Source organism: Myxococcus sp. RHSTA-1-4 (assembly GCF_020037125.1).
Classification (GTDB): Bacteria; Myxococcota; Myxococcia; order Myxococcales; family Myxococcaceae; genus Myxococcus.
Map to the genome: position 1 here is coordinate 103,309 of NZ_JAIQDG010000001.1, position 23,222 is coordinate 126,530.

At 71.4% G+C, this 23,222-nt stretch carries 23 protein-coding genes; 15 read left to right on the top strand and 8 right to left on the bottom strand.

Annotation, left to right across the window (positions count from 1 at the left end; translation table 11 throughout):
• Positions 1 to 42: 42 nt before the first annotated feature.
• Both K8638_RS00410 and K8638_RS00415 read right to left on the bottom strand, forming a co-directional pair.
• Positions 43 to 306: a phosphopantetheine-binding protein gene (locus tag K8638_RS00410; RefSeq protein WP_223752358.1), complete on the bottom strand. Its 264-nt coding sequence runs from the start codon at positions 304 to 306 to the stop codon at positions 43 to 45.
• Positions 303 to 1,970 (bottom strand): AMP-binding protein, encoded by a 1,668-nt coding sequence (locus K8638_RS00415; RefSeq protein WP_223752359.1) that lies wholly within the window; start codon positions 1,968 to 1,970, stop codon positions 303 to 305. Before K8638_RS00415 ends, K8638_RS00410 begins: the two co-directional genes overlap by 4 nt.
• A gap of 215 nt (positions 1,971 to 2,185) precedes the next feature.
• Here K8638_RS00415 and K8638_RS00420 point away from each other — a divergent pair, with 215 nt between their 5' ends.
• Genes K8638_RS00420 through K8638_RS00465 form a run of 10 tightly spaced genes read left to right on the top strand, consistent with a single transcriptional unit; the run spans position 2,186 to position 10,662 of the window.
• Positions 2,186 to 2,995 carry a transketolase gene (locus K8638_RS00420; RefSeq protein WP_223752360.1) on the top strand — a complete coding sequence of 270 codons (810 nt, stop codon included), beginning with the start codon at positions 2,186 to 2,188 and terminating at the stop codon, positions 2,993 to 2,995.
• Positions 2,992 to 4,029, top strand: coding sequence for a transketolase C-terminal domain-containing protein (locus K8638_RS00425; RefSeq protein WP_223752361.1), 1,038 nt, complete (start codon positions 2,992 to 2,994; stop codon positions 4,027 to 4,029). Before K8638_RS00420 ends, K8638_RS00425 begins: the two co-directional genes overlap by 4 nt.
• Positions 4,030 to 4,224, top strand: coding sequence for a lysine biosynthesis protein LysW (lysW, locus tag K8638_RS00430; protein ID WP_223752362.1), 195 nt, complete (start codon positions 4,030 to 4,032; stop codon positions 4,222 to 4,224).
• 7 nt (positions 4,225 to 4,231) lie between these two features.
• Positions 4,232 to 5,074, top strand: a complete 843-nt coding sequence (locus tag K8638_RS00435) for a RimK family alpha-L-glutamate ligase (protein WP_223752363.1) — start codon at positions 4,232 to 4,234, stop codon at positions 5,072 to 5,074.
• Entirely contained in the window at positions 5,071 to 6,108 is a 1,038-nt protein-coding gene (gene argC, locus K8638_RS00440; RefSeq protein ID WP_223752364.1) for an N-acetyl-gamma-glutamyl-phosphate reductase, read from the top strand. Before K8638_RS00435 ends, argC begins: the two co-directional genes overlap by 4 nt.
• A gap of 21 nt (positions 6,109 to 6,129) precedes the next feature.
• Entirely contained in the window at positions 6,130 to 6,990 is an 861-nt protein-coding gene (locus tag K8638_RS00445; RefSeq protein ID WP_223752365.1) for a family 3 encapsulin nanocompartment shell protein, read from the top strand.
• 2 nt (positions 6,991 to 6,992) lie between these two features.
• Positions 6,993 to 7,991 (top strand): sulfotransferase, encoded by a 999-nt coding sequence (locus tag K8638_RS00450; protein WP_223752366.1) that lies wholly within the window; start codon positions 6,993 to 6,995, stop codon positions 7,989 to 7,991.
• The gene (locus K8638_RS00455; RefSeq protein ID WP_223752367.1) at positions 7,969 to 8,739 is read left to right on the top strand and encodes an SDR family oxidoreductase; all 771 of its coding nucleotides are present in this window, start codon (positions 7,969 to 7,971) and stop codon (positions 8,737 to 8,739) included. The genes K8638_RS00450 and K8638_RS00455 overlap by 23 nt, the downstream gene beginning before the upstream one ends.
• A complete protein-coding gene (locus K8638_RS00460; RefSeq protein ID WP_223752368.1) occupies positions 8,736 to 9,605 on the top strand; it encodes a [LysW]-aminoadipate kinase in 870 nt (289 codons plus the stop codon). The genes K8638_RS00455 and K8638_RS00460 overlap by 4 nt, the downstream gene beginning before the upstream one ends.
• Complete coding sequence (locus K8638_RS00465) at positions 9,592 to 10,662, top strand: M20/M25/M40 family metallo-hydrolase (RefSeq protein WP_223752369.1); 1,071 nt, start codon at positions 9,592 to 9,594, stop codon at positions 10,660 to 10,662. Before K8638_RS00460 ends, K8638_RS00465 begins: the two co-directional genes overlap by 14 nt.
• A 96-nt stretch (positions 10,663 to 10,758) precedes the next feature.
• On the opposite strand, the gene K8638_RS00470 is transcribed toward K8638_RS00465, so the two are convergent.
• From K8638_RS00470 to K8638_RS00480, 3 genes are read right to left on the bottom strand one after another with little or no spacing between them, the layout of a single operon-like run.
• Positions 10,759 to 11,997, bottom strand: a complete 1,239-nt coding sequence (locus K8638_RS00470) for an MFS transporter (RefSeq protein WP_223752370.1) — start codon at positions 11,995 to 11,997, stop codon at positions 10,759 to 10,761.
• 50 nt (positions 11,998 to 12,047) lie between these two features.
• Positions 12,048 to 13,055 (bottom strand): NAD(P)H-dependent glycerol-3-phosphate dehydrogenase, encoded by a 1,008-nt coding sequence (locus K8638_RS00475; protein WP_223752371.1) that lies wholly within the window; start codon positions 13,053 to 13,055, stop codon positions 12,048 to 12,050.
• A 39-nt stretch (positions 13,056 to 13,094) separates the two neighbouring features.
• Positions 13,095 to 14,123 (bottom strand): hypothetical protein, encoded by a 1,029-nt coding sequence (locus tag K8638_RS00480; RefSeq protein ID WP_223752372.1) that lies wholly within the window; start codon positions 14,121 to 14,123, stop codon positions 13,095 to 13,097.
• 182 nt (positions 14,124 to 14,305) lie between these two features.
• On the opposite strand from K8638_RS00480, the gene K8638_RS00485 reads away from it, so the two are divergent.
• Positions 14,306 to 14,881: a hypothetical protein gene (locus tag K8638_RS00485; protein WP_223752373.1), complete on the top strand. Its 576-nt coding sequence runs from the start codon at positions 14,306 to 14,308 to the stop codon at positions 14,879 to 14,881.
• A gap of 27 nt (positions 14,882 to 14,908) precedes the next feature.
• On the opposite strand, the gene K8638_RS00490 is transcribed toward K8638_RS00485, so the two are convergent.
• Together K8638_RS00490 and K8638_RS00495 are read right to left on the bottom strand one after the other, a co-directional pair.
• Positions 14,909 to 15,259 (bottom strand): DUF2019 domain-containing protein, encoded by a 351-nt coding sequence (locus K8638_RS00490; RefSeq protein WP_223752374.1) that lies wholly within the window; start codon positions 15,257 to 15,259, stop codon positions 14,909 to 14,911.
• A 216-nt stretch (positions 15,260 to 15,475) separates the two neighbouring features.
• Positions 15,476 to 17,482 carry a c-type cytochrome gene (locus tag K8638_RS00495; RefSeq protein ID WP_223752375.1) on the bottom strand — a complete coding sequence of 669 codons (2,007 nt, stop codon included), beginning with the start codon at positions 17,480 to 17,482 and terminating at the stop codon, positions 15,476 to 15,478.
• 192 nt (positions 17,483 to 17,674) lie between these two features.
• On the opposite strand from K8638_RS00495, the gene K8638_RS00500 reads away from it, so the two are divergent.
• Together K8638_RS00500 and K8638_RS00505 are read left to right on the top strand one after the other, a co-directional pair.
• Positions 17,675 to 19,204: an ATP-binding protein gene (locus K8638_RS00500; RefSeq protein ID WP_223752376.1), complete on the top strand. Its 1,530-nt coding sequence runs from the start codon at positions 17,675 to 17,677 to the stop codon at positions 19,202 to 19,204.
• Complete coding sequence (locus K8638_RS00505; RefSeq protein ID WP_223752377.1) at positions 19,201 to 19,896, top strand: response regulator transcription factor; 696 nt, start codon at positions 19,201 to 19,203, stop codon at positions 19,894 to 19,896. The genes K8638_RS00500 and K8638_RS00505 overlap by 4 nt, the downstream gene beginning before the upstream one ends.
• A gap of 12 nt (positions 19,897 to 19,908) precedes the next feature.
• On the opposite strand, the gene K8638_RS00510 is transcribed toward K8638_RS00505, so the two are convergent.
• The gene (locus K8638_RS00510; protein ID WP_223752378.1) at positions 19,909 to 20,607 is read right to left on the bottom strand and encodes a bifunctional 2-polyprenyl-6-hydroxyphenol methylase/3-demethylubiquinol 3-O-methyltransferase UbiG; all 699 of its coding nucleotides are present in this window, start codon (positions 20,605 to 20,607) and stop codon (positions 19,909 to 19,911) included.
• A gap of 206 nt (positions 20,608 to 20,813) precedes the next feature.
• Between K8638_RS00510 and K8638_RS00515 the strand changes: the two genes are divergently transcribed.
• Together K8638_RS00515 and K8638_RS00520 are read left to right on the top strand one after the other, a co-directional pair.
• A complete protein-coding gene (locus tag K8638_RS00515) occupies positions 20,814 to 22,406 on the top strand; it encodes a hypothetical protein (RefSeq protein WP_223752379.1) in 1,593 nt (530 codons plus the stop codon).
• 143 nt (positions 22,407 to 22,549) lie between these two features.
• The gene (locus K8638_RS00520) at positions 22,550 to 23,128 is read left to right on the top strand and encodes a porin family protein (protein ID WP_223752380.1); all 579 of its coding nucleotides are present in this window, start codon (positions 22,550 to 22,552) and stop codon (positions 23,126 to 23,128) included.
• The last annotated feature ends 94 nt before the right edge of the window (positions 23,129 to 23,222 follow it).

A 23,222-nucleotide genomic window follows, 5' to 3' on the forward strand; every position in this document is an offset into this window, starting at 1 on the left:
TGCGGCTCCGGGAGCCCCCTGGCTTCGGCGCGTGCGCGTCCATCACGCCACCGGTAGCGGGCGGCCCTGCTCGCGGAGCTGTTCCTCGCAGGCCGCGACGACGTGCTCCAGCGTGTTGAACAGGTCCACCATGGAGAGCTGGACACCCAGCTCCTCCTCGATGCGGTTGGCGAGCATCGTCGCCATCAGCGAGTTGCCCCCCACTTCCAGGAAGTGGTCCTCCGGCCGGAGTGCGTCCACTCCGAGCAGCTCGCGCCAGTAGCCGGACAGCCGCTGCATCAGGGTGCTGGTGTCGTCGGTGCTCACTTCAGGCGCTCCCGCAGCAGGTACTTCCGAATCTTCCCCGAGGGCGTCTTCGGCATCTCCTCGACGACCTCCAGGCGGTCCGGCCAGTACTGGTTGGACATGCCCTGTGCCTTCAAATGGGCCCGCAGCTCGTCCAGCGTGGGGACCTCGTCGCGAGCCACCACCACCGCGCACACCCGCTCGCCGCCGATGCGGTCGTCCGAGTGGCCGACGACGGCGACCTCCTTCACCTTCGGATGCGAGTAGAGCGCCGACTCCACCTCGACGACGGGGACCTTCTGGCCGTACCGGAAGATGACGTCCTTCAGCCGCCCGACGATGCGGATGCCGCCCCGCCCGTCATCCCGCGCGAGGTCTCCCGTGTCGAACCAGCCCTCCGCGTCCACACAGGCCGCGTACAGGTCCTCCCGCTTGAAGTAGCCCAGGCACTGGCTGGCGCCACGCACCAGCAGCCGCCCCGTCCCCTCCGGGTAGGGCGTCCCGTCCTCGGCCAGCGCGGGGACGATTCTCACCTCCATCCACTCCACGGGCCGCCCGTCGCTGCTCGCGGGCCACTCCGGCGGGTCCTCGCGGCGCGTCATCGTCACCGCGCCGTTCTCCGTCATCCCCCAGAGTGTATGTAATTGAACACCGAAGACCTCTCGCACCGAGGCGATGAGGTGCGGCGGAACGGGAATGGAGCCCGTGGCCAGCCGCCGGAGCGACGACGTATCGCGCCCGTGCTTCCGCTTCGCCGCAATCACATTCATGAGGTACGTGGGAATCCCGTACATGAACGTGACGCGGTGCTCCTCGATGAGCCGCAGCGTCAGCTCCGGGTCCCCCACGTCCATGTAGACGGCGGTGGCCCCCAGGAGGACGGGCATCAAATAGAGGTAGGTGAACCCGCTGGACGCCGTGAGCAGCGACGGCAGCGACACCACATCATCCGCGCCCAGCCCCATCGTGTCGCTGAGCGCCCGGGTGATGCCGTAGTTGGTGTTGTGGGAGTGGACGACGCCCTTGGGCTCTCCCGTCGTCCCCGACGTGTAGAGGATGTTGCAGACGTCGTCCGCGCGCGCCGACAGCTCGTCGAGGACGCTCGCCGGGCGCTCGTCCTCCCAGCGCCGCTCGACGAAGTGCGCGTCGAAGTCCAGCTCGCCGTCCTCCCGCGCCGCCTGCGCCCCCAGGCCCACGAGCACCCGGTGCTTCAGCGACGGCAACACCCGCGCCAGTTCCCGGGCCATGTCCCGGTGAGAGTGTCCGCTCCAGCTCGCCGGCCCGACGTAGACGGAGGCCTCCGTCCTCCCGAGGATGAACTCCACCTCGCGGCGCCGGTAGTCCGGGGGAATGGGGGCAATGACGGCGCCGATGCGCGCGCACGCCAGCGCCAACGCGGTGAACTGCCACCAGTTGGGGAGCTGCACCGCCACCGGCACTCCCCGGCGTACGCCCAACTCCAGCAACGCCACCGCGAACCGGTCCGTGTATCGGCCCAGCTCCGCATATGTCAGCTTGATGACATCCTTCGCGAAGTAGCGGGCCGCGACGATGGCTGTTTTATTCGGATGGGCCTGGATGGCGCGGCGCAGGTCGTCGAGCACCGTCTCGTCCCGCCACCAGCCCCGGCTCCGGTACAGCGCGGCCTTCTCCTGCTCCAGCCCCCTGCCGAAACCTCCCGCCATTCGCGCACGCTCCTGGAAAGGGTGACCACTCTCGGCCGCGCGCGACCATAACTTTCACATGAATTGCGCTCAAGACGGTGATTTCGGACATCTCCGGCCTTGTGCCTCAATGGCATACATTGACTTGCGCGCACCAGATTACCTAGCTTCAGCAGCAAAGCCCGGAATCTGCGACAAAGACGATGACGTCCGAATTTTCCGGACGGATGACCCCCATGGCCCTGGTACCCCTCGAGGAACGCGCCAGACGCATCCGCCGGACCATCGTCCGGCTCGCCGCGTCGCCCACCGGCTGTCACCTCGGCGGCTCACTCTCCGTGGTGGAGGTCCTCGTCGCACTGCTCGGGCGGGTGATGAAGGTGGACCCGAAGGAGCCTCGCGCCGAGGTGAGAGACCACCTCATCCTCTCCAAGGGCCACGCGGCGGCCGGGCTCTACGCGGCGCTGGCGGAGTTCGGCTTCATCGACGCTGAAGAATTGGTCCGGCGATACAACGCGAAGGGCAGCGACTTCACCGGCCACGTGAGCGCGAAGGTGCCGGGTGTCGACTTCCCGACAGGCAGCCTCGGACATGGCGTGGGATTGGGCGTGGGGCTCTCGCTGGGACACCGGCTGCGCCAGCGCCCCAACCGCGTCTACGTCGTCTGTGGCGACGGGGAGATGGGCGAGGGCTCCAACTGGGAGGCGCTCCAGGTCGCGGCCCACCACCGGCTGGCGAACCTCACCGTCATCGTCGACCGCAACGGCGGGCAGAACGACGGGCCCACCGAGTCCATCCTCTCGCAGAAGGCCCTGGGGGAGCGGCTGCGCGCCTTCGGGCTCCAGACGGCGGAGGTGGACGGCCACGACCTGGACGCGCTGTGCGCCGCGCTGGAGTCCCCCTCCGAGGCGCCGCGCGCCATCGTCGCGAACACGCAGAAGGGCGCGGGCGTGCCCATGCTGCGAGGCAAGGGCCCGCACTACGCCGTCTTCAGCGCGGACCACCTGCGGCGCGCGCTCGCTTCCCTGGGGGAGGTGGCGCCGTGACGGCCCCCGTGCAGGGCGGCGCGGACCTGGCCGTGGCACCGGAGGCGTGGCTGGGGGAGAACCCCACCCTGTCCAACCGGCAGGTGTTCCGGCACGCGCTCGCGCGCTTCGCGGACGAGGACCCGCGCGTGGTGCTGCTGGAGGCGGACCTGGCCGGCGGCGGGGACCCCTTCGAGGCGCGCCACCCCGGCCGCTTCATCAACCTGGGCATCTGCGAGGCGACGATGCTCGACGTGGCGTGCGGCATGGCCGCCACCGGGCAGGTCGTCTTCGCCCACACCTTCGCCGCCTTCGGGGCGATGCGCGCGTGCGAGCAGGTGCGGCTCGGCATGGCCTACGGGCGCGCCAACGTGAAGCTCGTCTGTGACTACGGCGGGCTGTCGGGCGCGTTCTTCGGCCCCACGCACCATGCCATCGAGGACCTGGCCATCCTCCGCGCCATGCCGGGGATGACGGTGGTGTCCCCCGCGGATGCCCTGGAGACGGTGCAGGCCCTCCGCGCGCTCATCGACCTGGACGGCCCGGTGTACCTGCGGCTCGGCCGCAACCGCGTGAGCCGGCGTGAGACCTCCTGGCCCGCGTTCGAGCTCGGCCGCGCCATGTGCCTGCGCGAGGGGGACGACGTCGGCCTCATCGCCCACGGCGACGTCGGCGTGGCCGTCGCGCTGGAAGCGGCCGGGCGGCTCGAGGCGCAGGGCGTCTCCGCGCGCGTGATGAACATGCACACGCTCAAGCCGCTCGACGAGGCGGCCCTCCAGGAGACGGCGGAGCGCACGAAGCTGCTCGTCACCGTGGAGGAACACTCCGTGCTGGGAGGGCTCGGCGGCGCGGTATGCGAGAGCGTCTGCTCGCTCGGGCTGGGCGTGCGAGTGGTCCGCACCGGCATCCAGGACCGCTACGACGCCACGGCCGGCTCGCACGAGGAGTTGCTCCAGCGCCACGGGCTCGACGGCGCCGCCCTGGCCGAAAGGATTCTGCACGCCCTGCCGCGCCCGCGCCGGGCGGCGCTCGTACCTGCCCTGAGGAGGGGATGAATGCACCCGCAGAAGCAGCTCGACACCGTCGGAGTCAACGAGTGCCCCACCTGCGCCGCGCCCATGGATGGGACGAACCTCATGGAGGGAGAAGTCGTCACGTGCAAGGGCTGCTCGGCGGAGCTGGAGGTCGTCAGCCTGACCCCCCTGCGCTTCGAGGAGGCGCCGGAGGTCGAAGAGGACTGGGGCGAGTGAGCCCGGGATGAAGAAGGTCGACCTCGTCTATACCCGCCTGCGCACCGAGGAGCGGATGATCGCCGACGCGCTGCGCGGGCGGGGCTGCGCCGTGGAGCTGCACGCGGACTCGGGCCTCGTCCTCTCCCTGGACCGGGAGCGCTGGAGGGACGGCGCGCCCGTGCTGATGCGGAGCATGTCCTTCACACGCGCGCGCTACCTGGCCTCCATCCTGGAGGTGAAGGGCTCGCGCGTGCTCAACAGCGCGCACGCCATCTCCACCTGCGGGGACAAGGCGCTCACCACGCTCGCGCTCGCCGCCCGGGACATCCCCATGCCCTGGGCCTTCCTGGGCTTCGAGGAGGAGTCCTGCGTGGCGGAAATCGACCGCCGGGGCTACCCCTCCGTGACGAAGCCCGTGCTCGGCTCGTGGGGCCGCATGGTGGCGCGCATGGACGGACGCAGCGCCGCCGAGGGCCTCATGTCGATGCGCTTCGAGATGGGCGGCGCGCAGGACCACGTCGCGCTCGTGCAGCAATACATCGACAAGCCGGGCTACGACCTGCGGGTGTACGTCATGGGCAGGGCCGTGGGCGGCATCCGCCGGCGGTCCGAGCACTGGATTACCAACACGGCCCGCGGCGCCATCCCCGAGCGATACGAGGTGCCCGCCTCCCACGCGAGGCTCGCCGAGCGCGCGGCGGAGGCCGTGGGCGGGGACATCCTCGCGGTGGACCTGCTCGAGACGCGGGACGGCCGGGTGCTGGTCAACGAAATCAACCACTGCGTGGAGTTCGCGCGGAGCATCGAGGTCTCCGGCATTCCCCTGCCGGAGCTGATGGCGGACTACGTCCTCGGGGTGCTGCCATGACTCGCGTCGCGGTGCTGGGAGCCAGCGGCTACACGGGTGGAGAGGTGCTGCGGCTCCTGCTGGCCCATCCGGCGGTGGAGGTGACCCAGGCCACCTCCGACCAGTACGCCGGCAAGCGGCTGGACTTCCCCCACCCCCACCTCCGGGGCCTCGGCACCCCGCGCTTCGTCCCCCATGAGGCGCTGGGCCCCTGCGACGTGCTGCTGAGCTGCCTGCCGCAGGGCGGGCTGCTCCAGCGCTGGGCCCGCGTGACGGAGCTGGCGGGCCGCATCATCGACCTCAGCGCGGACTTCCGGCTGGAGCCCGCCGAGCACGAGCGCTGGTACCGCAAGCACCCGCGCCCCGCCTCCACGCCGGAGTTCGTCTACGGGTTGCCGGAGTGGGCCGCCGAGCGGCTACCGGACGCGCGCTTCGTCGCGGTGCCCGGCTGCATGGCGCACGCGGCGCTGCTGGCGCTGCTCCCGCTGGTGCGCGCGAGGCTGGTGAAGCCGGACGTCATCGTCGACGCGAAGACGGGCTCCTCCGGCGGCGGCGCCACGCCGGACCGCGCCTCCCACCACCCGGAGCGCGCCTCCGCGCTGCGCTGCTACAAGCCGGTGGGCCACCGGCACACGGGCGAAATCGAGGGCGTCACGGAGCGCCTCACGGGCCAGCGCCCCACCGTGCACTTCAGCGCCACGGCCGTGCCCGCTGTGCGCGGCGTGCTGGCCACGGTGCACACCTTCGCCGCGCGCCCCTTCGACGAGGCCGAGCCCCTGCGCGCCCTGGCCAGCACCTACCGGGACAAGCCCTTCGTCCACGTGGTGCGGCCCAACGCGAGCGCGTCCCCCTTCCCCGAGCCGGGGCCGCTCTCTGGCACCAACCACTGCGACCTGGCCGTGGACGTGGACCCGGAGCGCGGCCGCATCGTCGTCAACGCGGCGCTGGACAACCTGGTGAAGGGCGCCGCCGGCACCGCGGTGCATGTCCTCAACCTGATGCTTGGCAGACCCGAGACGGAAGGCCTCGGCTTCCGCGGCCTCCACCCCCTCTGACGCGAGAGCGAAAGGCAGACCATGAGCACGCAATCCCCCGCGGAGCCCGCCCCCCAGTCTCCCGGAGCCGTCTTCGCCGCCGCCGTGGCGGCCCAGGGCACGAAGGCGCGCGTCCAGTTCTCCACCACCATCACCGAGGACTTCCCGGGCTTCAAGCGCCGTCCCCGCGTGGCCGTGCGCGCCCTCTTCAAGGTGAAGACGTCCGACAAGCCCCAGGCCCGCTACTGGTACGAGACGCACCCCACCACCGCGCCCGGCGCCCACGTCCAGGACGTGTCGCTGCGCCCGGAAGCGGCGTTCGAGTTCCACTTCGACCAGCAGCCTCTGCGGCCCACGACGGGCTGGGTGCAGCTTCCCCCCAACCTGCTGGACGACCCGGAGGCGCTCGCGCAGTTCATCGACTTCCGCCTGCTCGTCCGGCTGTGCACGGCGGAAAACCAGGCGCTCACGATTGGGAAGGGCGGAGAGCGCGTGCGCGGCCTGCTGGAGACGCCGGGCGTCACCCGGCTGCCCGCGCGCAAGGACCCCGTCACCTCGCTGCTCGCCGCGTGCGCCGAGGTGGAACAGATGGGCGGCTCGGCGGACGGCATCCTCATCAACTCGGTGGACTACTACCAGCACCTCCTCGGGCAGCACGGACTGCTGGGGGAGCTGGCGAGCATGGGCATCCGCATCTGCCGCACGCGCATGGTGACCCAGGGCACCGTCGTCGTCGGTGACTTCACCGCGGGCGCCACCCTCTTCGACTCCGGCCGCTCGGAAATCCGCTTCGCGGAGCCGCCCCCCGGCATCTTCCCGCGCGAGGGGCTGGCCATCCGCGGCGAGATTCACGAGGCGCTCGCCATCCACCTGCCCACGCACTTCTTCGTCGCGAAGCTCTGACCATGAGCCCGCTCACCGTCCTCTACGTCACCGGCTGGTGCCGCAGCGGCAGCACCATCATCGGCAACGTCCTCAACGAGGTGGAGGGGTGCTTCCACACCGGGGAGCTGAGCTTCCTGTGGAAGAACGCCTACGGGAATGGCTCCAACACGCTGTGCGGCTGCGGCGCGCAGCTGGTGGACTGCACGCTCTGGTCCAGGGTGCTCCAGCAGGGCGTGGCCCCGGGGGAGTCGCCCCAGGCCCATGCCGCGAGGGTGGTGCTGAGGCAGCAGGCCACCGTCCGGACGCGGCACACGCCGCGCGTGCTGTGGCGCGGATTGTCCGCGCTGCCCCTGCGCGAGCACGCCGGCCTGCTGGCGAGGACGTACCGCACCATCGCGGACGTCACCGGCTCGCGCATCATCGTGGACAGCGGCAAGTTCCCCTCCGAGGCGGCGCTGCTGCCGCACGTGAAGGGCGTCACTCCCTGTTACCTGCACCTGGTGAGGGACCCGCGCGCCGTCGCGCACTCGTGGACGAAGACGAAGCAGTACGTCGTCCCCATGTCCGCGGCGCGCAGCACCGCCTACTGGCTGGGGTTCAACGCCGGCTCCGAGCTGGTCACCCGGCGCTACCCGGAGCGCTCGCTCTTCCTGCGCTACGAGGACTTCATCGCCGAGCCCGCCGCCACGGTGGACAGGCTGCTCCGGCTCATCGGGGTGGACCGCTCGGCGAACCCGGTGCACCGGCGCACCGTCCACCTCGGAGGCAACCACACCGTCACCGGCAACCCGGACCGCTTCCTCAGCGGCCCCACGCTGCTGCGGGCCGGAGACGACTCGTGGCGCAAGGAGCTGTCCACGCGGGCGAAGGCCGTGGCGTCCGCGCTGGCGTGGCCGCTGATGGGGCGCTACCGCTATGGCCGCGCGCCGCCCTCATCCCTGCACGTCGTACGCCCCGAGCCGTCAGTGGACGCCGGAGACTCCAGGAGGGACACCTTTGGAACTGGGACTGGCCAATAAAGTCGCACTCATCGCCGGCGGCTCCAGCGGACTGGGGCTGGCCGTGGCGGAGGAGCTGGTGAAGGAAGGGGCGCACGTCGCCATCGGCGCGCGGGACGCGGAGAAGCTCGCCCGGGCCGAGAAGGAGCTGAGGGCGCTCTCGCGCGGCGGGAAGGTGCTCGCCACCGCCGTGGACCTGAGAGACCACGGCGCCGCGAAGGCGTGGGTCGAGGACGTCGCCGGGAAGCTGGGCGGCCCCCACATCGTCGTGACGAACAGCGCCGGGCCGCCGCCGGGGCCGGCGACGCACTTCGGCATCGAGGCCTACCAGGAGGCCCTGAATGGGGTGCTCCTGCCGGCCATCAACCTCGCGCTGGCGGCGCTGCCGTACATGAAGGCGGCGCACTGGGGACGCCTGCTCCTCATCACCTCCGAGACGGTGGTGCGCCCCGTCGCCCGCTTCGCCCTGTCCGGGACGGCGCGTCTGGGACTCGTGGGCTTCGCCTCCGCGCTGGTGCAGGAGTTGGGGGACTGCGGCGTCACCGTCAACGTGCTGGCGCCGGGCTACACCCGCACGCCTCCCGTGGAGCGCGCCGCCGGAGCCGACGTGGAGGCCGGTCTGCGTGCCATGGCCGCGCACATTCCCCTGCGCCGCGTGGGCCGCGCGGAGGAGTTCGCGGCCGCCGCGGCCTTCCTCGCCAGCGAGCGCGCCTCGTTCATCACCGGCACGGTGCAGCTCGTGGACGGCGGCGCGAGTGTCATCGGATGAGCGCCGCCACCTCACAGGACCGGGGCGCCCGCCCGCCGCTGGTGGTGAAGATTGGCGGGGCCGCGGGCGTGGACCTCGACAACGTCTGCTTGGACGTCGCGGAGCTGACGCGGCGTGGCGAGCACGTCGTGGTGGTGAACGGAGGCTCGGACGCGGGCGACGGGCTGCTCAAGGCCCTGTCCATGGAGCGCACCGAGGCGATGACGGCTTCCGGCAACGTCGTGCGCCTCACGAACGCGGCCACGCTGCGCGTGCTGACCATGGCGTGGGTGGGTGACGTGAACAAGCGCGTCGTCATCTCGCTGCTGGCCCAGAACGTGTCCGGCCTCGGGCTCTGCGGCGCGGACGGGCGCCTGCTGCTGGCGCGGCGGCGCCCCCCGCTGAAGGTCCAGGAGGCCGGACGCACGCGCATCGAGCGGGAGCACGTGGCCGGCGAAATCACCGAGGTGAACACCCGGCTGCTGGGCCTGCTGCTGGAGCAGGGCCACGTCCCCGTCGTCTGCCCGCCGGCCGTGACGGTGGATGGTGTCCTGGTGAATGTCGACGCGGACCAGGCCGCCGCGGCCATCGCCACCGCGCTCGGGGCCCGGGCGCTGGTGATGCTCTCCAACGTGCCGGGGTTGCTGGAGGACCCGAAGAACCCGGCGACGCTCGTGCGCTGGAGCGACGACCTCCCGCGCGCCATGGAGCTGGCCACCGGGCGCATGCGCTACAAGCTGGAGGCGGCACGGCGCGCGCTCACGGGTGGTGTCCCGGTGGTGCACGTGAGCGGAGCGGGTGTCCCCCGGCCGGTGCTCTCCGCGCTGACGTGCGAGGCCGGCACGAAGCTCACCCTTTCGCGGACGGTGGTTGATGCGGACGCGTGAGCAGAGCCCGGAGCTGCTCCGGTGGATGGTGGAGCAGTACAGCCCCAGCCACCACGAGCAGGCCTTCTCCCGCGCGCTGGCGGAGCGCCTGGAGCAGCGCGGCTGGCATGCCCACGTGGACGAGGTGGGCAACACCGTGGCCAGCCTCGGCGACGGGGACACCTGCGTCGCGCTGCTCGGCCACATCGACACCGTGCCCGGCGAGGTGCCCGTGCGGCTGGAGGGCTCGCGCCTCTTCGGCCGCGGCGCCGTGGACGCGAAGGGGGCGCTCGCCGCCTTCATCGAGGCCGTGGAGCTGCTGGAGGACGCGGAGCGCGCCGGCAAGCGCTTCCTCCTGCTGGGCTGCGTGGAGGAGGAGGTAGCCATCACCCGCGGAGCGCTCCACGTGCGCGAGCGCTACCGGCCGGACTTCGTCGTCAACGGCGAGCCCAGCGGCGCCCACGCCGTCACGGTGGGCTACAAGGGCCTCGTGCGCCTGGAGCTGGAGTACCGCGCGAGCCGGCGCCACACGGCGAGCCGCGACTACCGGGCCCCCGCCGAGCACGTCATCGAGGCGTGGAACGCGCTGCGCCGCCACTGCGACGGGTGGAACGAGGGGCGTACGCTCTTCGAGCAGGACCTGCCCTCGCTGACCGACTTCCACACGGGCGCGGAGGAAGCGGAGGAGTGGGCCCGGGCCAACGTGAGCATCCGCACCGGGCCGTCGAGCGAGACGGACGCGCTCCTCGCGAGCCTGGGCGGGGTTCCGGGCGTGAGCATGAAGACCGTGTCCCGCAAGGATGCCGTCAGCGCGGGAGGAAACGATGCCCTCACCCGCGCCTTCAAGCAGGCCCTGCGCGAGCGCGGCGTGCGCCCCACCCTGCGCCTGAAGACGGGGACGTCCGACTGGAACACGGTGGCGTCCGCCTGGGCCGTCCCCACCGTCGCCTACGGCCCCGGGGACTCCTCGCTGGACCACACCCCGCACGAGCACATCGACCTGGCGGAGTACGAGGAGGGTGTCTCCGTGCTCGCGCGCGTGCTCGCCCTGCTGCCGGCGAAGTCCGGGACGGGCTGAGGCCGCGACCTGGAGGCTCAGGCCTCCGGGACACCGGGCCCTGCTACCAGCGAGTGTCCGGGCGGGCGAGCCGGACTGAATCAGCGTCCCGGAGGCTCACGTCTCCGGGAGAGCCACCTCGCGCGGCCGCCGCGTGCGCAACCCCACCGCGACCAGCAGGAACAGCGCCGCGGCGCTCGCGGTGACGAGCCGCACCCCCAGCCGGTCCATGAGCGCCCCTTGCAGCCACGTGCCCAGCGAGTACCCGGCGTTGAGCAGCACGATGCCGAGGCTGCTCACCCGCGCCTGCATCTCGCGCGGGGCGCGCTCCTGGCAGCGGGTGCTCAGCCCGGTGACGGCCACCATGTACACCGCGCCCAGCACCAGCATGGCCGCCATCGCCACGTGCAGCGTGGGGGACAGCCAGTAGAAGAGGGCCGCCGGCCCCAGCGCCAGCAGGCTCGCCTCCAGCAACCGCTGACGCCCCCAGCGCTCCACCAGCGAGCCCACCGTCACCGAGGCCACGAGTGCGCCCACGCCCTGGATGGAGACGAGCACCGACGCCGCCGAGGCGCCCTGGCCGAACACCTTCATCACGAACACGGGGACGAGGATGATGAAGGGCGTCACCAGCACCGCCATGGTGAACAGGCCCACCAGGGCAAGCCAGATGGCCGCGTCCTGGCGCGCCACCCTCGCCCCCTGCGCGATGTCCGCCCACAGCCCCCGGGGCGGCGCGGCGGAGGCGGAGCGGCGCTGGGGGCCCACCGACATGACGGCCGCGAGCACCGCCAGGAAGGACACGGCGTTGAGCAGGAACACCCAGCCCACGCCGGCCGCGGCCATGAGCGGCGCCGCCAGCACCGGCCCGAGGATGCGCCCGAGGTTGAACTGGGTGGCGGTGAGGCTCATCGCGCTGTGCAGGTCCTCCGGCGGCACCAGCCCGGCGGTGAGCGCCGTGTAGGCGGGCATGGCCAGCACGTGGACGCACCCGTTGAGGAAGGAGATGGCGGCCACCGCCTGCACGGTGAGGTTCCCGGTGAGGGCGAGCGCCGCCAGCACCCCGGCCAGCACCGCCTGCGCCAGCGTGCACGCCGCGATGAAGAACCGCCGGTCGAAGCGGTCCGCCAGCGCGCCCCCCAGCGGAGAGAGCACCACGGACGGCAGGTACGTCAGCGCGGCGATGCCGCCCGTCCACTCGGCCCTTCCCGTCTCCGCCGTCACGTAGACGCCGAGCGCGAGCACCTCCATCCACGTGCCGAGGTTGGAGACGAGCGCTCCACACCACACCGCGACGAAGTCACGGCGCCCGAAGGCGCGGAACGACGGCAGGCTCGACAGGCGGAGGGCAGGCACGCAAAGCGCGTTTTACCAGCAATCACTGCCCTTTCGGAATGCGCGGTCCGTCAGACGCCGGCCAGCTCGGACTTCGGCTGGCGCGTCATCAGGTCCACCACGGCGCTCTTGGCGCTCTTGCCCTCGTAGGCAATCAGGTAGACCTGATGGCAGATGGGCAGCTCCACGCCCGTCTTGATTTCCAAATCCCTGGCGCTGCGGGCCGTCTTCACGCCCTCGGCGACTTCCTTCATCTCCGCGAGGATGTCCGGCAGCTTGCGGCCCTTGCCCAGCTCCACGCCCACGTGCCGGTTGCGGCTCAGCTCGCCCGTGCACGTCAGCACCAGGTCGCCCATGCCGGACAGGCCGGAGAGCGTCAGCGGGTTGGCGCCCTTGCGCACGGCCAGGCGCGTAATCTCCGCCAGCCCGCGGGTGATGATGGCCGCGCGCGCGTTGTGGCCCATGCCCAGCCCGTCCGCCATGCCCGCGGCAATGGCAATCACGTTCTTCAGCGCGCCGCCGTACTGCACGCCCACCACGTCCGTGGACGTGTAGCTGCGGAACGTCTCCGTCTGCAGCGCCTTCTGGACGCGCAGCGCCACCTTGTCCCAGTGGGACGCAATCGTCACCACCGTGGGCATGCGCCGGGCCAGCTCCTTCGCGAAGCTGGGCCCGGACAGCACCGCGATGTACGGATGGAACTCCTCGGGCAGACAGTCCTCCAGGAGCTCCGTCATCGTCAGCAGCGTCTCGTTCTCAATCCCCTTGGCCACCGTGACGATGGGCACGTGGCGCGGCAGGTACGGCTTCGCCTTGGCCACCACCTCGCGCGTGGCGTGGCTGGGCGTGGCCAGCACCACCATCTCCGCGCCGGCGAGCGCCTCCTCCAGGCTCGACGTGGCGCGCACGCGCTCGGAGATGGGGATGCCCTTCAGGTAGGTGGTGTTCTCGTGGGCGGTGTTGATGGCCTCCACCACGGAGGGCTCACGGGCCCACAGCCGCACCTCCTCACAGTTCACCGCCAGCACGTTCGCCAGGGCCGTACCGAAGGAGCCGGCGCCGATGACACAGCCACGCATGCAGGACCTCGCTGGAAGGAGGGGCGGCTTTCAGCGCCCCTAGAGACCGGTAACGATGCCGACGGAGAGGACCGGCATGAAGTCCGCGTCCTCGGGGCGGGTCCGCACATCCCCGCCCACCGTCACAGAGTAGGACGTTTTCTCGCTGAGGGGCATTTCGGCGCCCACGCGCAGCGGGAAGGCACTGCCCGTCACCACCGCGGGCGGCAGCCCGCCCAGCGGCGTGCGCTGGATGGGCTCCGTGTCGAAGGAGAGGTGGTAGCGCACGTCGAAGAAGAGGCGCGGGGCGCGGGCCCCCTTGAGCTGGACGTTGCCGACGATGCCGGGCTGCACGTTCCAGTTGCGCCGGCCGCTGAGGTAGCGCGCGCCCTTGTCCTCCACGCTCGCCGGCCGGAGGAAGAAGGCATGCCCGCCCTCCACCGCCAGTCCCAGGCTCCAGCGCGGGCCGCCGTCCAGCATCATCCACCGCGCGCCGGCACGCAGCTCGGTCATCATCCCGTAGAGGCTGTCCACGCCCACCAGCGCATCCACCCGGGGCAGCACGCCCACCGCCGCCCGCGCGGACAGCAGGGGGAAGCCGAGCGAGAACCCCGCGGCGAATCCCCCGGTCCCCATCGTGCGCGCCCCCAGCAGGCTCACCCGGTTGGGCACCGGGGGCGGCCCCTCGGGCTGGCGCGGCCTGCGCGCGGGCGTGGGGGAAGGGGGCAGCGCCACGTCGTCCACGGGGACCAGGGGCGGCACCTCCGGAAGCTGGGGCAGCGCCGCCGCGTCCTTCCCCTCCGGCACCGATGTGGCCCCCGGGAAGGACTCCCAGGAGGCATCATCCGGGGAGCTGTTGCGCCGGGGGGCCTCCACCTCGCCGGGGCCCTGCCAGGACTCGTCCGGAGCGGGGTTTCGCGCCGCGGTTGCTTCGGACGGGCGCGCCTGCCAGGAAGCCCCCACCCCGCCCGGGCCCTGCGAGGACTTGTCCGGGGCGGAACCGAGCGTGGAGGGCGCCTGGGCGGACCGCGCCAGCGCGGGCACGCCAGGAGCGAGGAGCAGCAGGGAGAGGAGACGGGCGGAGGCCATGGAAGCGGGCGGCAGCTTAGTCCACGGCGAGGGGGGGACACGAGGGAAGCCCGCCCCCTCCCCGTCCCGGCGGGGGAGCCCGTCCGGAAGCGAGCACCCGCGAACGGGAAACGTGACCGCGAGGGGTGTCCGCCGGTCTACCATCCGCGCCGCGCCACGGTGCGCCAGGGAGAGACCACGGGATGAGGGCAGGAGGGCGCGCGGCACTGGTATTGGCACTGGCGGCCCTGGGGGCGTGCAGCACTCGCACGGCGGACTCCGCGGGGACGGACGCGGGCACCGTGCTGCGGCCTCGCGGCGTCGGCGACGTGAGCCTCCCGGGCTGTGACGTGTTGCTCCCCACGGACGTGCGCGAGCTGACGCTGCCCGGCTTCTCGATGAAGGAGGAGCGCGCCTGCCCCACGTGCGGGCCGCTGTGCGCCCTCCGCTCGGAGACGGAGAAGGACGTCACCGTCTCCGTGATGTGGGACTGCAACCAGCGCTACACGGACGCGGACGTGCGCGCGCTGCTGGCGCCCACCCTGCGGGCCGGTGGCCTGGAGGTGCCCGCGCTGGGCCGCGCCGCCGCCCGCCGCGCTCCCGCCCAGGGCATGTTGCAGGTGCTGACGTGGGACGACGACACGCCCTGCGCGCTCGTCGTCACCTGGCTGGGCGGAGACCCGGAGCGGGCCCTGGACGTGGCGCGCTCCGCCCTCACCGCCACCACCCCCGCCGTGCTCGCCCCGCCTCCACCGCTTGAGGACGCCGGTTTGCCCTGAACTCGAGTAGGGGCAGAGGGCGTAGCGCTACTCCGGGTCCAGGGCCCAGGTGCCCTCTTCCCAGCGTCTCAATGCCTGCCCTGCTTTGAAGGGTACGAACCCCTCCCCCTTGGCCGCTTCCTGCAAGACAGCAGTGGCTTCCTTCGTCCGATAGCGAAGCAGGTGGGCAGCAGCCATGACGCGGACATCCATCCTCGGGTGACTGAACAGCGCCGTCAGCGCCTCGCGTCCAGCATCACCATGCGCGCGGAGCTTGTCGAATGCGGAGATATACCTTCTTGCATGCTTGTTTCCGGCCTTGGCATCTCCACGCCAGATCGCATCAGTCTGCGCGGCCACGTTTTCCGCGAACTGCTCTACAAGCGCATCCAGGCTCATCGCCAGATACCTGTTCGGACCTTCTCAATCGCGAGCAGACCAAAGTCTCGTTGAGCCTGATACGACTGCGTGCTCAGCCACTGACGCACGGTAAGGCTCGACGTACCGACAACGTCGGGCTGCTTCGAGGAGTAGAAAGCGCTCACGCGCGTATGTAATGCCTCCTCCAGGGGGATGACGTTCTCGGTATTGTGCAGCGCTTCGGGCCCTCGCGCGCTACAGCGTGCGCAGGTACTCCACCAGGTCGTCGATTTCCGCGTCGCTGAGCTGCGACGTGGCGCCGTGCTTGTTGGACTGGCGGCTCTGCACGAAGCGGTCCTTCAGCGACGTGGCGCTGCCGTCGTGCAGGTAGGGCGCCGTGCGGGCCAGGCCCAGCAGCGAGGGCGTGTTCAGGCCCACCTTCCGCACATTCGCGTCGTCCTGGATGGGGCCGGAGATGATGAAGGTGCCGACGTCGGCCTGCTTGTTGTTGGTGAGCGTCTCGCCCTCGTGGCAGCTGTCGCACGCGGCCTTCTTGAAGACCTGGGCGCCTCGGGCCTGGGCCTCGGTGAGCACGTCGCGCTTGTGCGGGTTGTCCGGCGCGGGGATGACGTCGATGAAGGAGGAGAGCTGCGACACCATGACGGTGTCCAGCGCCGAGCCGCCCATGCGCTTGCGCACCGTGGCGTCCAGGAAGTCGCGCAGCGTGGGGAACTCGCCGCTCCAGTGGAACGGGCCCGTCTTCGTCACCTGGCGGCCCGCCAGGCTGGGCGTCTGACGCGGGCCGTCCGGGAAGCCCCACACGTGGCCGTCATCCCGGCCGTCCAGGTGGCAGGACGCGCAGGACGCGCCCACCGAGGTGCTCGTCATGCGCGTGTCCAGCGCGGAGAAGAAGAGCTTGCGCCCCGCCACCGCCTGCGGCTCCAGCACGTCTCCGGCCAGCCGCAGCGGCGCGCCCTCCGCGCGCACGTTGGCCACCGCGCCGGAGCCGTCGCTCACCAGCGTCGTCACCGAGTGGTCGAACGCGTTGTGCACGTACGCCTTGCGCCCATCCCGTGTCATCGCGATGCCGCTGGGCCCGGAGCCGACGCGCACGAGCTGGCGGACGCTGCTGCGGGTGTCGTTCACGATGTCCGGCCCCGAGCGGCGGTCCGTGGGGATGATGGCCACGTTGTCCGTCTCGCGGTTCACCACGAAAATCCACAGGCCGGACGGGTCCACCACCGCCGCCACCGGCCCCTGGATGGCATGCGTGGACTCCGGGCTGACGATGGTGGACGGCGGGAAGTCGGGAGTGTGCTCCGGCGGCGGGCGGCACTGGTCCAGGTCGTCCACCAGCGGCGTCCCGTCCTCCGTGTCGAAGGAGAGGAGGCCGGGGGCCACCACGCCTCCGGTGCGGCACGGGCTTCCGCCTCCGCCGTACAGCGCGTCCCCCCCCGACGGCATGTTCGGGTCGGAACCGCCGAGCGGGTCCTCGCGCGCCCACAGCACCGGCGCGAAGGCGCGCTCGCCGTTGGGCGTCACCACCACGTCCGCCATGCCCCGGGGCCGGAACGAGATTTCCGTATCCGCCATGGGCATGGGCGACGTGTCGCTGCTCGCGGAGGTCCGGACGTTGGCGCGCGAGTACAGGTCCGTGCGCTCCCGCGACACGCGGGGCCGGTTCGAGTCCGCCAGGTCCACCGTCACCAGGTCGCTGTGACGGAAGAGGCTGATGAGCGCGCGCCGGCCGCCGTCCACCAGGGCGATGCCGCGCGGCTCCTCGCCCACCGGCAGCTCCCAGCGGACCGTCAGCGAGCGCGTGTCCACGGCCATCAGCGTGCCGTGCTCGGCGCTGTCCAGCGCGGTGCTGTTCACCACGTACAGCGTGTCGCCGCCCGGGGACACCGCCAGCCCCATGGGCTCCACGCCCACGGAGATACGCGCCGACTCGTTCCAGTCACCCCGGCGGATGACGGACACGCTGCGCTCGGCCCGGTTGGAGACGTAGACGGTGTCGTCCGGGCCCACCACCACGCGCTCGGGCGCGCGGCCCACCTTCACCTCACCCACCTTCTCCCCACGCGCGGTGTCCACCACCGACAGGACACCGTTGTCGGCGTCCACGGCGTACAGGAAGGCGTCGTCGCGGCTGAGCGCCACCGAGCCCGACGCGTTGGACCACGTCGCCTCGGCCTGGCGGTCACCACACCCCGCCAGTCCCAGCGCGGAAGCCAACACCGCGGCCAGTACGTGCCGTCTCATGGAATGTCCTCCTCGGTCGGCGGCCGGCCCTGCTTGCTCGCATCCCCCCGGAAGCCTCCATGCTTGCACCAGAAGACCCCGGAAGTCGATGACTTCCCCTCCCGGAGTACGGGTGGCGGACAGTCCCCGGCCAGTGTCCGGAGTGAAACGCCACGAGCGTGTGGCGCCGGGTGGGAGTAAAGGAGAGGGGCCGTGTCGCGCTCCCCCCCTGTCATCCTCAACTTCCGGCGCACGTTCGCCCTGCTCATCGTCCTGGTGGTGGTGCCCTCCGCCGGCCTGTCCGGCTTCGGCGTGGTGGCCATCATCAACGAGCGCGCCGCGGTGGAGAAACGGCTGGAGTCCGCCTGGCGCGGGACGCTGGAGTCGCTGTCCGGCGAGCTGCCCCGGGCGCTGGCATCGGCGCGCCTGGAGGAGGAGGGAGGCGCGCTGCGCCTGGTGATGCCGGACGGGCGGGTGGTGTCCGAGCCGGAGGGCACCTTCCAGGTGGAGGGTGGACGCGTCCACACCAGCGACCCGCAGCTCGCCGAGGCGCTCACGGCCGTGCTGCCGGAGGCCGGCTCGCTCCCCACGGAGCCCACCGTGTTCTCCCTGGCCACGGGAAGCCGCGCGCTCATGGTGGCCGCCGAGCGCCGGGGCGACGTGGTGCGCGGGGTGCGGCTGTCGGTGCGGGCGCTGGAAATGCTGATGGCGGAGCGAGTGGACCCGCGCGCCGTGTCCGGAGAGCCGGTGCTCTTCTCCCTGCAGCCCATCCCACGAGAGGTCAACGAGGGCGGGCTGATGGGCAAGCTGGTGTCGGAGGTGGCGCAGGCCCGCGCCAGCGCGCTGGGCCCGGTGGGCCTGGCCGAGCGCGTGTTGTCCCCGCCCCTCCAGGACTTCCGGCTGGTGGTGCTGCCCACCGGCGAGGACCCGGTGGCGCGCGCCTCCACGCGCAACCGCGTGCTGTATGGCGTGCTGCTGGGCCTGTTCTACCTGACGCTCACCTTCGGCGTCGTCTACACGGGCCGCGCCCTCTACCGCGAGGCGCAGCTCTCCAAGATGAAGACGGACTTCGTGTCGCTGGTGAGCCATGAGCTGCGCACGCCGCTCACCTCCATCCGCATGTTCATCGAGACGCTCGCCCTGGGCCGGCTGAAGGACCCGGCGCAGATGCAGGAGGTGCTCACGCTGCTGATGCGCGAGACGGAGCGCCTGTCCATCTTCATCGAGCGCGTGCTGGACTGGGCGCGCATCGAGGGCGGGCGCAAGGTGTACCAGCGCGCGCCGCTGCCGGTGACGGACGTGGTGGAGGCGGCCGTGGCGGCCTTCCGCGCGCAGCGCCTGGAGGGCGGCGTGGAGCTGAAGGTGGAGGTGCAGGAGGGGCTGCCGAAGCTGGACCTGGACAAGGACGCGGTGGCCGGGGCCCTGCTCAACCTGCTGCAGAATGCCTACAAGTACAGCGGGCCCGAGGACCGGCGCATCACCCTCACCGCGCGAAGGGACGGCAAGTTCGTGGACCTGTCGGTGGAGGACAATGGCGTGGGCATCGCCCCGAAAGAGCGCAAGCGCATCTTCGAGCGCTTCTACCGCGTGGATAACCTGCTGACACGGCGGACGGAGGGCAGTGGGTTGGGGCTGGCCATCGCCCGGCGCATCGTGGAGGCTCACGGCGGACGCATCGGCGTGCACAGCGAGCCCGGCAGGGGCAGCCGGTTCACCATCCACCTGCCGGTGGGGAAGGCATGACGGAGAAGACGCGGCGCATCCTGGTGGTGGAAGACGACCTGTCCATCCTCACCGGCCTGTCCATGAACCTGCGCTTCGAGGGCTATGAGGTGCTCCAGGCCCAGGACGGGCGCACGGGGCTGGCGCGCGCGCTGGACGACGCGCCGGACCTGATGGTGCTGGACCTCATGCTGCCGGAGATGAACGGCTACGAGGTCCTCAAGGAGCTGCGCCAGCGCGGCCGGGACACCCCCGTGGTGGTGCTGTCCGCCAAGGGGATGGAGACGGACAAGATTCTGGGCCTCAACCTGGGCGCGGACGACTACGTGGTGAAGCCGTTCGGCCTCCAGGAGCTGCTGGCGCGCATCAAGGCCGTGCTGCGCCGGCGCTACCCCACCGCGGGCGCGGCGGCGGCGCCGGTGACGTTCGGCGACGTGAGCGTGGACATGGCGGCACGCACGGTGTCGCGCGACGGGAAGCCGGTGGAGTTGACGGCGCAGGAATTCAAGCTGCTGGCGCACTTCCTCGCGCACCCGGGACGCACCTTCACCCGCGAGGAACTGCTGTCCGGCGCGTGGGGCTACCACTACGAGGGCAGCGCGCGCACCGTGGACAACTTCATGCGCCAGCTCCGGCTGAAGTTCGAGCCGGACCCGGAGGAGCCCCGCCACTTCCTCACCGTGCGCGGGCTGGGCTACCGCTTCGAGCGCTGAGGCGCCGCCGGCTCACGGCGCGGCGACGCCGATGTGGCGCGAGTCCTCCAAATCGAAGGGCTTGCCGTCGAAGCGGCCGTAGCGCTCGCGCGGGACGAGGCCGGCGGCGGTGAGGGCCGCGTCCAGTTCCTCCGGGGAGAAGTGCCGCAGCTTGAGGCGGCGGATGGGGCTGGGGGCTCCGGGCTGCTTCCGCTCGCGCAGGTGCAGGGCGAACAGCGGGCGGCGCGGCTCCAGTCCGGCGCCGGGCTCCTCGTCGTCGCGCGGGAGCACCGGCTCCCGGGGCGTGTTGAGCACGTCGTAGACGAAGGTGCCCCCGGGGGCGAGGTGGTATCTCACCGTGGCCAGGAAGGCCTCCAGGTCGTCATTGCCCGGCATCAGCCCCAGCGCATGCTGCGGGGCCAGCACCAGCGGGAAGCGGTCCGGCAGGCGCAGCGAGCGCAGGTCCGCCACCAGGAAGCGGGCGCGGTTGGACACCTCCGGGGACTCCGACGCGCGGCGTTCCTCGGCGGAGCGAATCATCACCTCGGACGGGTCCACGCCCACGGTGGTGTAGCCGTGCTCGGCCAGCGCCCAGACCACTCGGCCGTTGGCGGCGCCCAGTACCAGCACCGGCTGTCCATGCTCGCCCGCCTGGCGTGTGTAGAAGAGAAGGTCCGGCTCCTGCCCCACCAGTGAAAGCGGCGTCCGGCCTCGCGCGTCGTTTCCACCCATTGTGCAGGGACCTAGCACGATTCCGGGCCTGTCCGGGACAGCCACGTGCACAGAGAGAGAACACCCCTGCCCACCCCCTGTCCGGGAGCGGACGCTGACACCCCTCTTCCGGACATACGCGGGTGGCATCCGCCTTGCCAGACAGAGACGTGGGCACGGCTGCCCGCATCGGGCCAGCCGGATGGTCTTTTTTCAGGATGGTGGCGATGACGCGCGGATGGCGTTGGGCGGGCGCGCTCTTGATGGCGGGCGCGATGTGGACGGTGGGCTGCACCTCCGAGGGCAGCGACGAGTCGGAGCGGGGCAACCCGGGGATGGACGACCCCGGCCCCCAGGACGAGCGGCCGGGCGACCCGCCGCCAACCCCGGACCCGCTTCCGGATGCGGGAGGCGTGCCGGACGGAGGCCCGGGCGAGGAACCCGACTCGGGCACGCAGCCTCCGGACGGAGGGACGCAGGTGCCTCCCGACGGGGGCACGCAGACACCTCCTCCGGGAGGGAGCGTGGAGATTCCGCCCCTGCCCTCGGCACCGGGCTGGACGTTCTACGGCGTGGAGCAGGGCGGCCCGGAGCGGGTGTACGGGGTGACGGCGGACGAGGGCGGCAACCTCTGGGTGGCCGGCGGCGTGCAGGGCCTCTTCCTGCTGCGGCCCGGCGCGGAGAAGCTGGAGCGCTTCGGCCTGGAGCACGGCCTGCGGCCCTACGGCTACCTGCCGGATGGCAGCGCGCCTCCGGGGCCGAAGTACCTCAAGGTCATCTCCGTGTCCGGAGGCCCCGCGGGCACCGTGTTCGTGGGCTACGAGGGCATGCCCGGCAATGGCACGGACCACTGCGAGAGCAACTGGGACGGCCCCACTCCGGACGCGGCGCGCTACAAGAGCGGCGACGCGGACAAGGTGACGCTGCTGAAGGACGGCTCGCTGAGCGTCGTCCACTACGACATCTTCTCCGGCCCCGGCGTGGTGCGGGACGAGCTGCGGGGGCGGGAGAAGCTCTGCAGCATCCTCCGCATCCGCTACGACAAGAGTACGAAGAGCGTCTGGTTCGGAGGCAACCACGGCTTCGCGCGCGGCGAGGCCGAGTTCAAGGGCGCGCCCATGTGCAACGGGCAGCTCGGCTGCTCCGGCGTGCTGGAGCACGTACACCCGCACATCAACGCGCTGAACGCCGCGGGTGACGTGATTCTGCTGACGGACGCGTACTACGGCGTGGGGCTCGCGGAGAACGGCGACGTCTGGTTCGGCGGCTCGGACCGCTCCACGCGCTTCCTCTACGGCACGCACGGCGGCAACTTCTGGCGCGCGCAGGCGGGCACGGAGAACAACGCCTCCAACAAGCTGGACCTCTGGCCGGACGCGAAGCCCGAGTACTCCAAGCCGGGCGAGCGCGTGCCGGACCACGTCTCCGGCGTGGCGGTGGCGCGGGACGGCTCGGTGTGGGTGAGCTCGTTCAGCAACGGCCTGGCGCACCTGGACGCGAGCGGCAACGTCACGCGCCGCATGGACCAGAGGTCGGGCCTGGTCGACAAGCACCTCTCCGCCATCGCCCTGGACCCGGCGGACGGCAGCATCTGGACGGGCGGAAGCTGGGGCGGCGGCCTCTCCCGCGTGAAGGGCGGGGCCGTCACCAACTACAGCCTGACGGTGTTCGACCGGAAGTACGTCATGTCGCGCATCAGCGACATCCAGGCGGACACCTCTGGCGGGAAGCGCCGCATGCTGGTGGCCTTCATGGGCCACGACGACCCCGTCACCAGGCGGTGGGTGACGGGCGGCATCGGCGTCTACACGGGTGACTGAGCACCCCCTCCCGGCGTGAAGGCACGGCGGCCGGCCTCCTCGTGGGGCGGCCGCCGTTGCGATTCCGCCCTTTGAGCTTCCGCGCATTGCTAGGATGGCCCACGCAAATCATCCTGGGGGTTCTCCTGGTAATGGGTTGGCTCATGCGTTTTGCGGTCCTGAATGCGGTCCTGCTGCTCCTGGTCTCTGGCAATGCCCACGCACAAGAGGATTCGGGCTCCTCCAGGGGCACCTCCGCCCTCCGCCAGCCGGGCGGGCTCTTCGACACGAGCAGCACCGAGCGAGGCCCGACGCTGTCGTTCTTCGGCATCCTGCCGTGGTGGTACGGATTCGGCGCCGGCGCCGGGGCGCGTTACACGCTGCCCATCGTCAAGGATGGGTTCATCTCCAACTTGAATGACTCCGTCGAGCTGGAGTTCGGAGGCGACTTCTGGTTCGCCAACTACGGGGCGCTCGGCGCGGACTACGGCTACACGGGGCTGGCGATTCCCGCCGAGGGGCGCTGGACGTTCCACATCACGCCGAAGTTCTCGGCCTACGGCAAGGTGGCCCTCGGGTACGCGTTCCACTTCTGGTCGGACGACGTTGGTGACGACTTCGACACGGGCCACGTGTACTGGGACGCCACCTCGGGCGTCCTGTACCAGCTCAGCGACTCCATGTGGCTGCGTGGCGAAGTGGGCTATGCCGGCCTCAAGGCCGGCATCGGCCTGAAGTTCTGAGGTCCCGGGCCCAGCCCGGGTGTCCTACTCCGGCAGCGCCCTGTCCTTCTGGAACAGGGCCTGCTGGCGGCTGGTGAGAGGCAGCAGGGAGCGG

Bases quoted from the DNA above. Each gene is read 5' to 3' on its own strand.
- K8638_RS00520 (WP_223752380.1), top strand. From the start codon at position 22,550: ATGCGTTTTGCGGTCCTGAATGCGGTCCTGCTGCTCCTGGTCTCTGGC.
- K8638_RS00505 (WP_223752377.1), top strand. From the start codon at position 19,201: ATGACGGAGAAGACGCGGCGCATCCTGGTGGTGGAAGACGACCTGTCC.
- K8638_RS00415 (WP_223752359.1), bottom strand. From the start codon at position 1,970: ATGGCGGGAGGTTTCGGCAGGGGGCTGGAGCAGGAGAAGGCCGCGCTG.
- K8638_RS00460 (WP_223752368.1), top strand. From the start codon at position 8,736: ATGAGCGCCGCCACCTCACAGGACCGGGGCGCCCGCCCGCCGCTGGTG.
- K8638_RS00450 (WP_223752366.1), top strand. From the start codon at position 6,993: ATGAGCCCGCTCACCGTCCTCTACGTCACCGGCTGGTGCCGCAGCGGC.
- K8638_RS00490 (WP_223752374.1), bottom strand. From the start codon at position 15,259: ATGAGCCTGGATGCGCTTGTAGAGCAGTTCGCGGAAAACGTGGCCGCG.
- K8638_RS00510 (WP_223752378.1), bottom strand. From the start codon at position 20,607: ATGGGTGGAAACGACGCGCGAGGCCGGACGCCGCTTTCACTGGTGGGG.
- argC (WP_223752364.1), top strand. From the start codon at position 5,071: ATGACTCGCGTCGCGGTGCTGGGAGCCAGCGGCTACACGGGTGGAGAG.
- K8638_RS00480 (WP_223752372.1), bottom strand. From the start codon at position 14,123: ATGGCCTCCGCCCGTCTCCTCTCCCTGCTGCTCCTCGCTCCTGGCGTG.
- lysW (WP_223752362.1), top strand. From the start codon at position 4,030: ATGCACCCGCAGAAGCAGCTCGACACCGTCGGAGTCAACGAGTGCCCC.
- K8638_RS00420 (WP_223752360.1), top strand. From the start codon at position 2,186: ATGGCCCTGGTACCCCTCGAGGAACGCGCCAGACGCATCCGCCGGACC.
- K8638_RS00475 (WP_223752371.1), bottom strand. From the start codon at position 13,055: ATGCGTGGCTGTGTCATCGGCGCCGGCTCCTTCGGTACGGCCCTGGCG.
- K8638_RS00445 (WP_223752365.1), top strand. From the start codon at position 6,130: ATGAGCACGCAATCCCCCGCGGAGCCCGCCCCCCAGTCTCCCGGAGCC.
- K8638_RS00495 (WP_223752375.1), bottom strand. From the start codon at position 17,482: ATGAGACGGCACGTACTGGCCGCGGTGTTGGCTTCCGCGCTGGGACTG.
- K8638_RS00435 (WP_223752363.1), top strand. From the start codon at position 4,232: ATGAAGAAGGTCGACCTCGTCTATACCCGCCTGCGCACCGAGGAGCGG.
- K8638_RS00465 (WP_223752369.1), top strand. From the start codon at position 9,592: ATGCGGACGCGTGAGCAGAGCCCGGAGCTGCTCCGGTGGATGGTGGAG.
- K8638_RS00485 (WP_223752373.1), top strand. From the start codon at position 14,306: ATGAGGGCAGGAGGGCGCGCGGCACTGGTATTGGCACTGGCGGCCCTG.
- K8638_RS00515 (WP_223752379.1), top strand. From the start codon at position 20,814: ATGACGCGCGGATGGCGTTGGGCGGGCGCGCTCTTGATGGCGGGCGCG.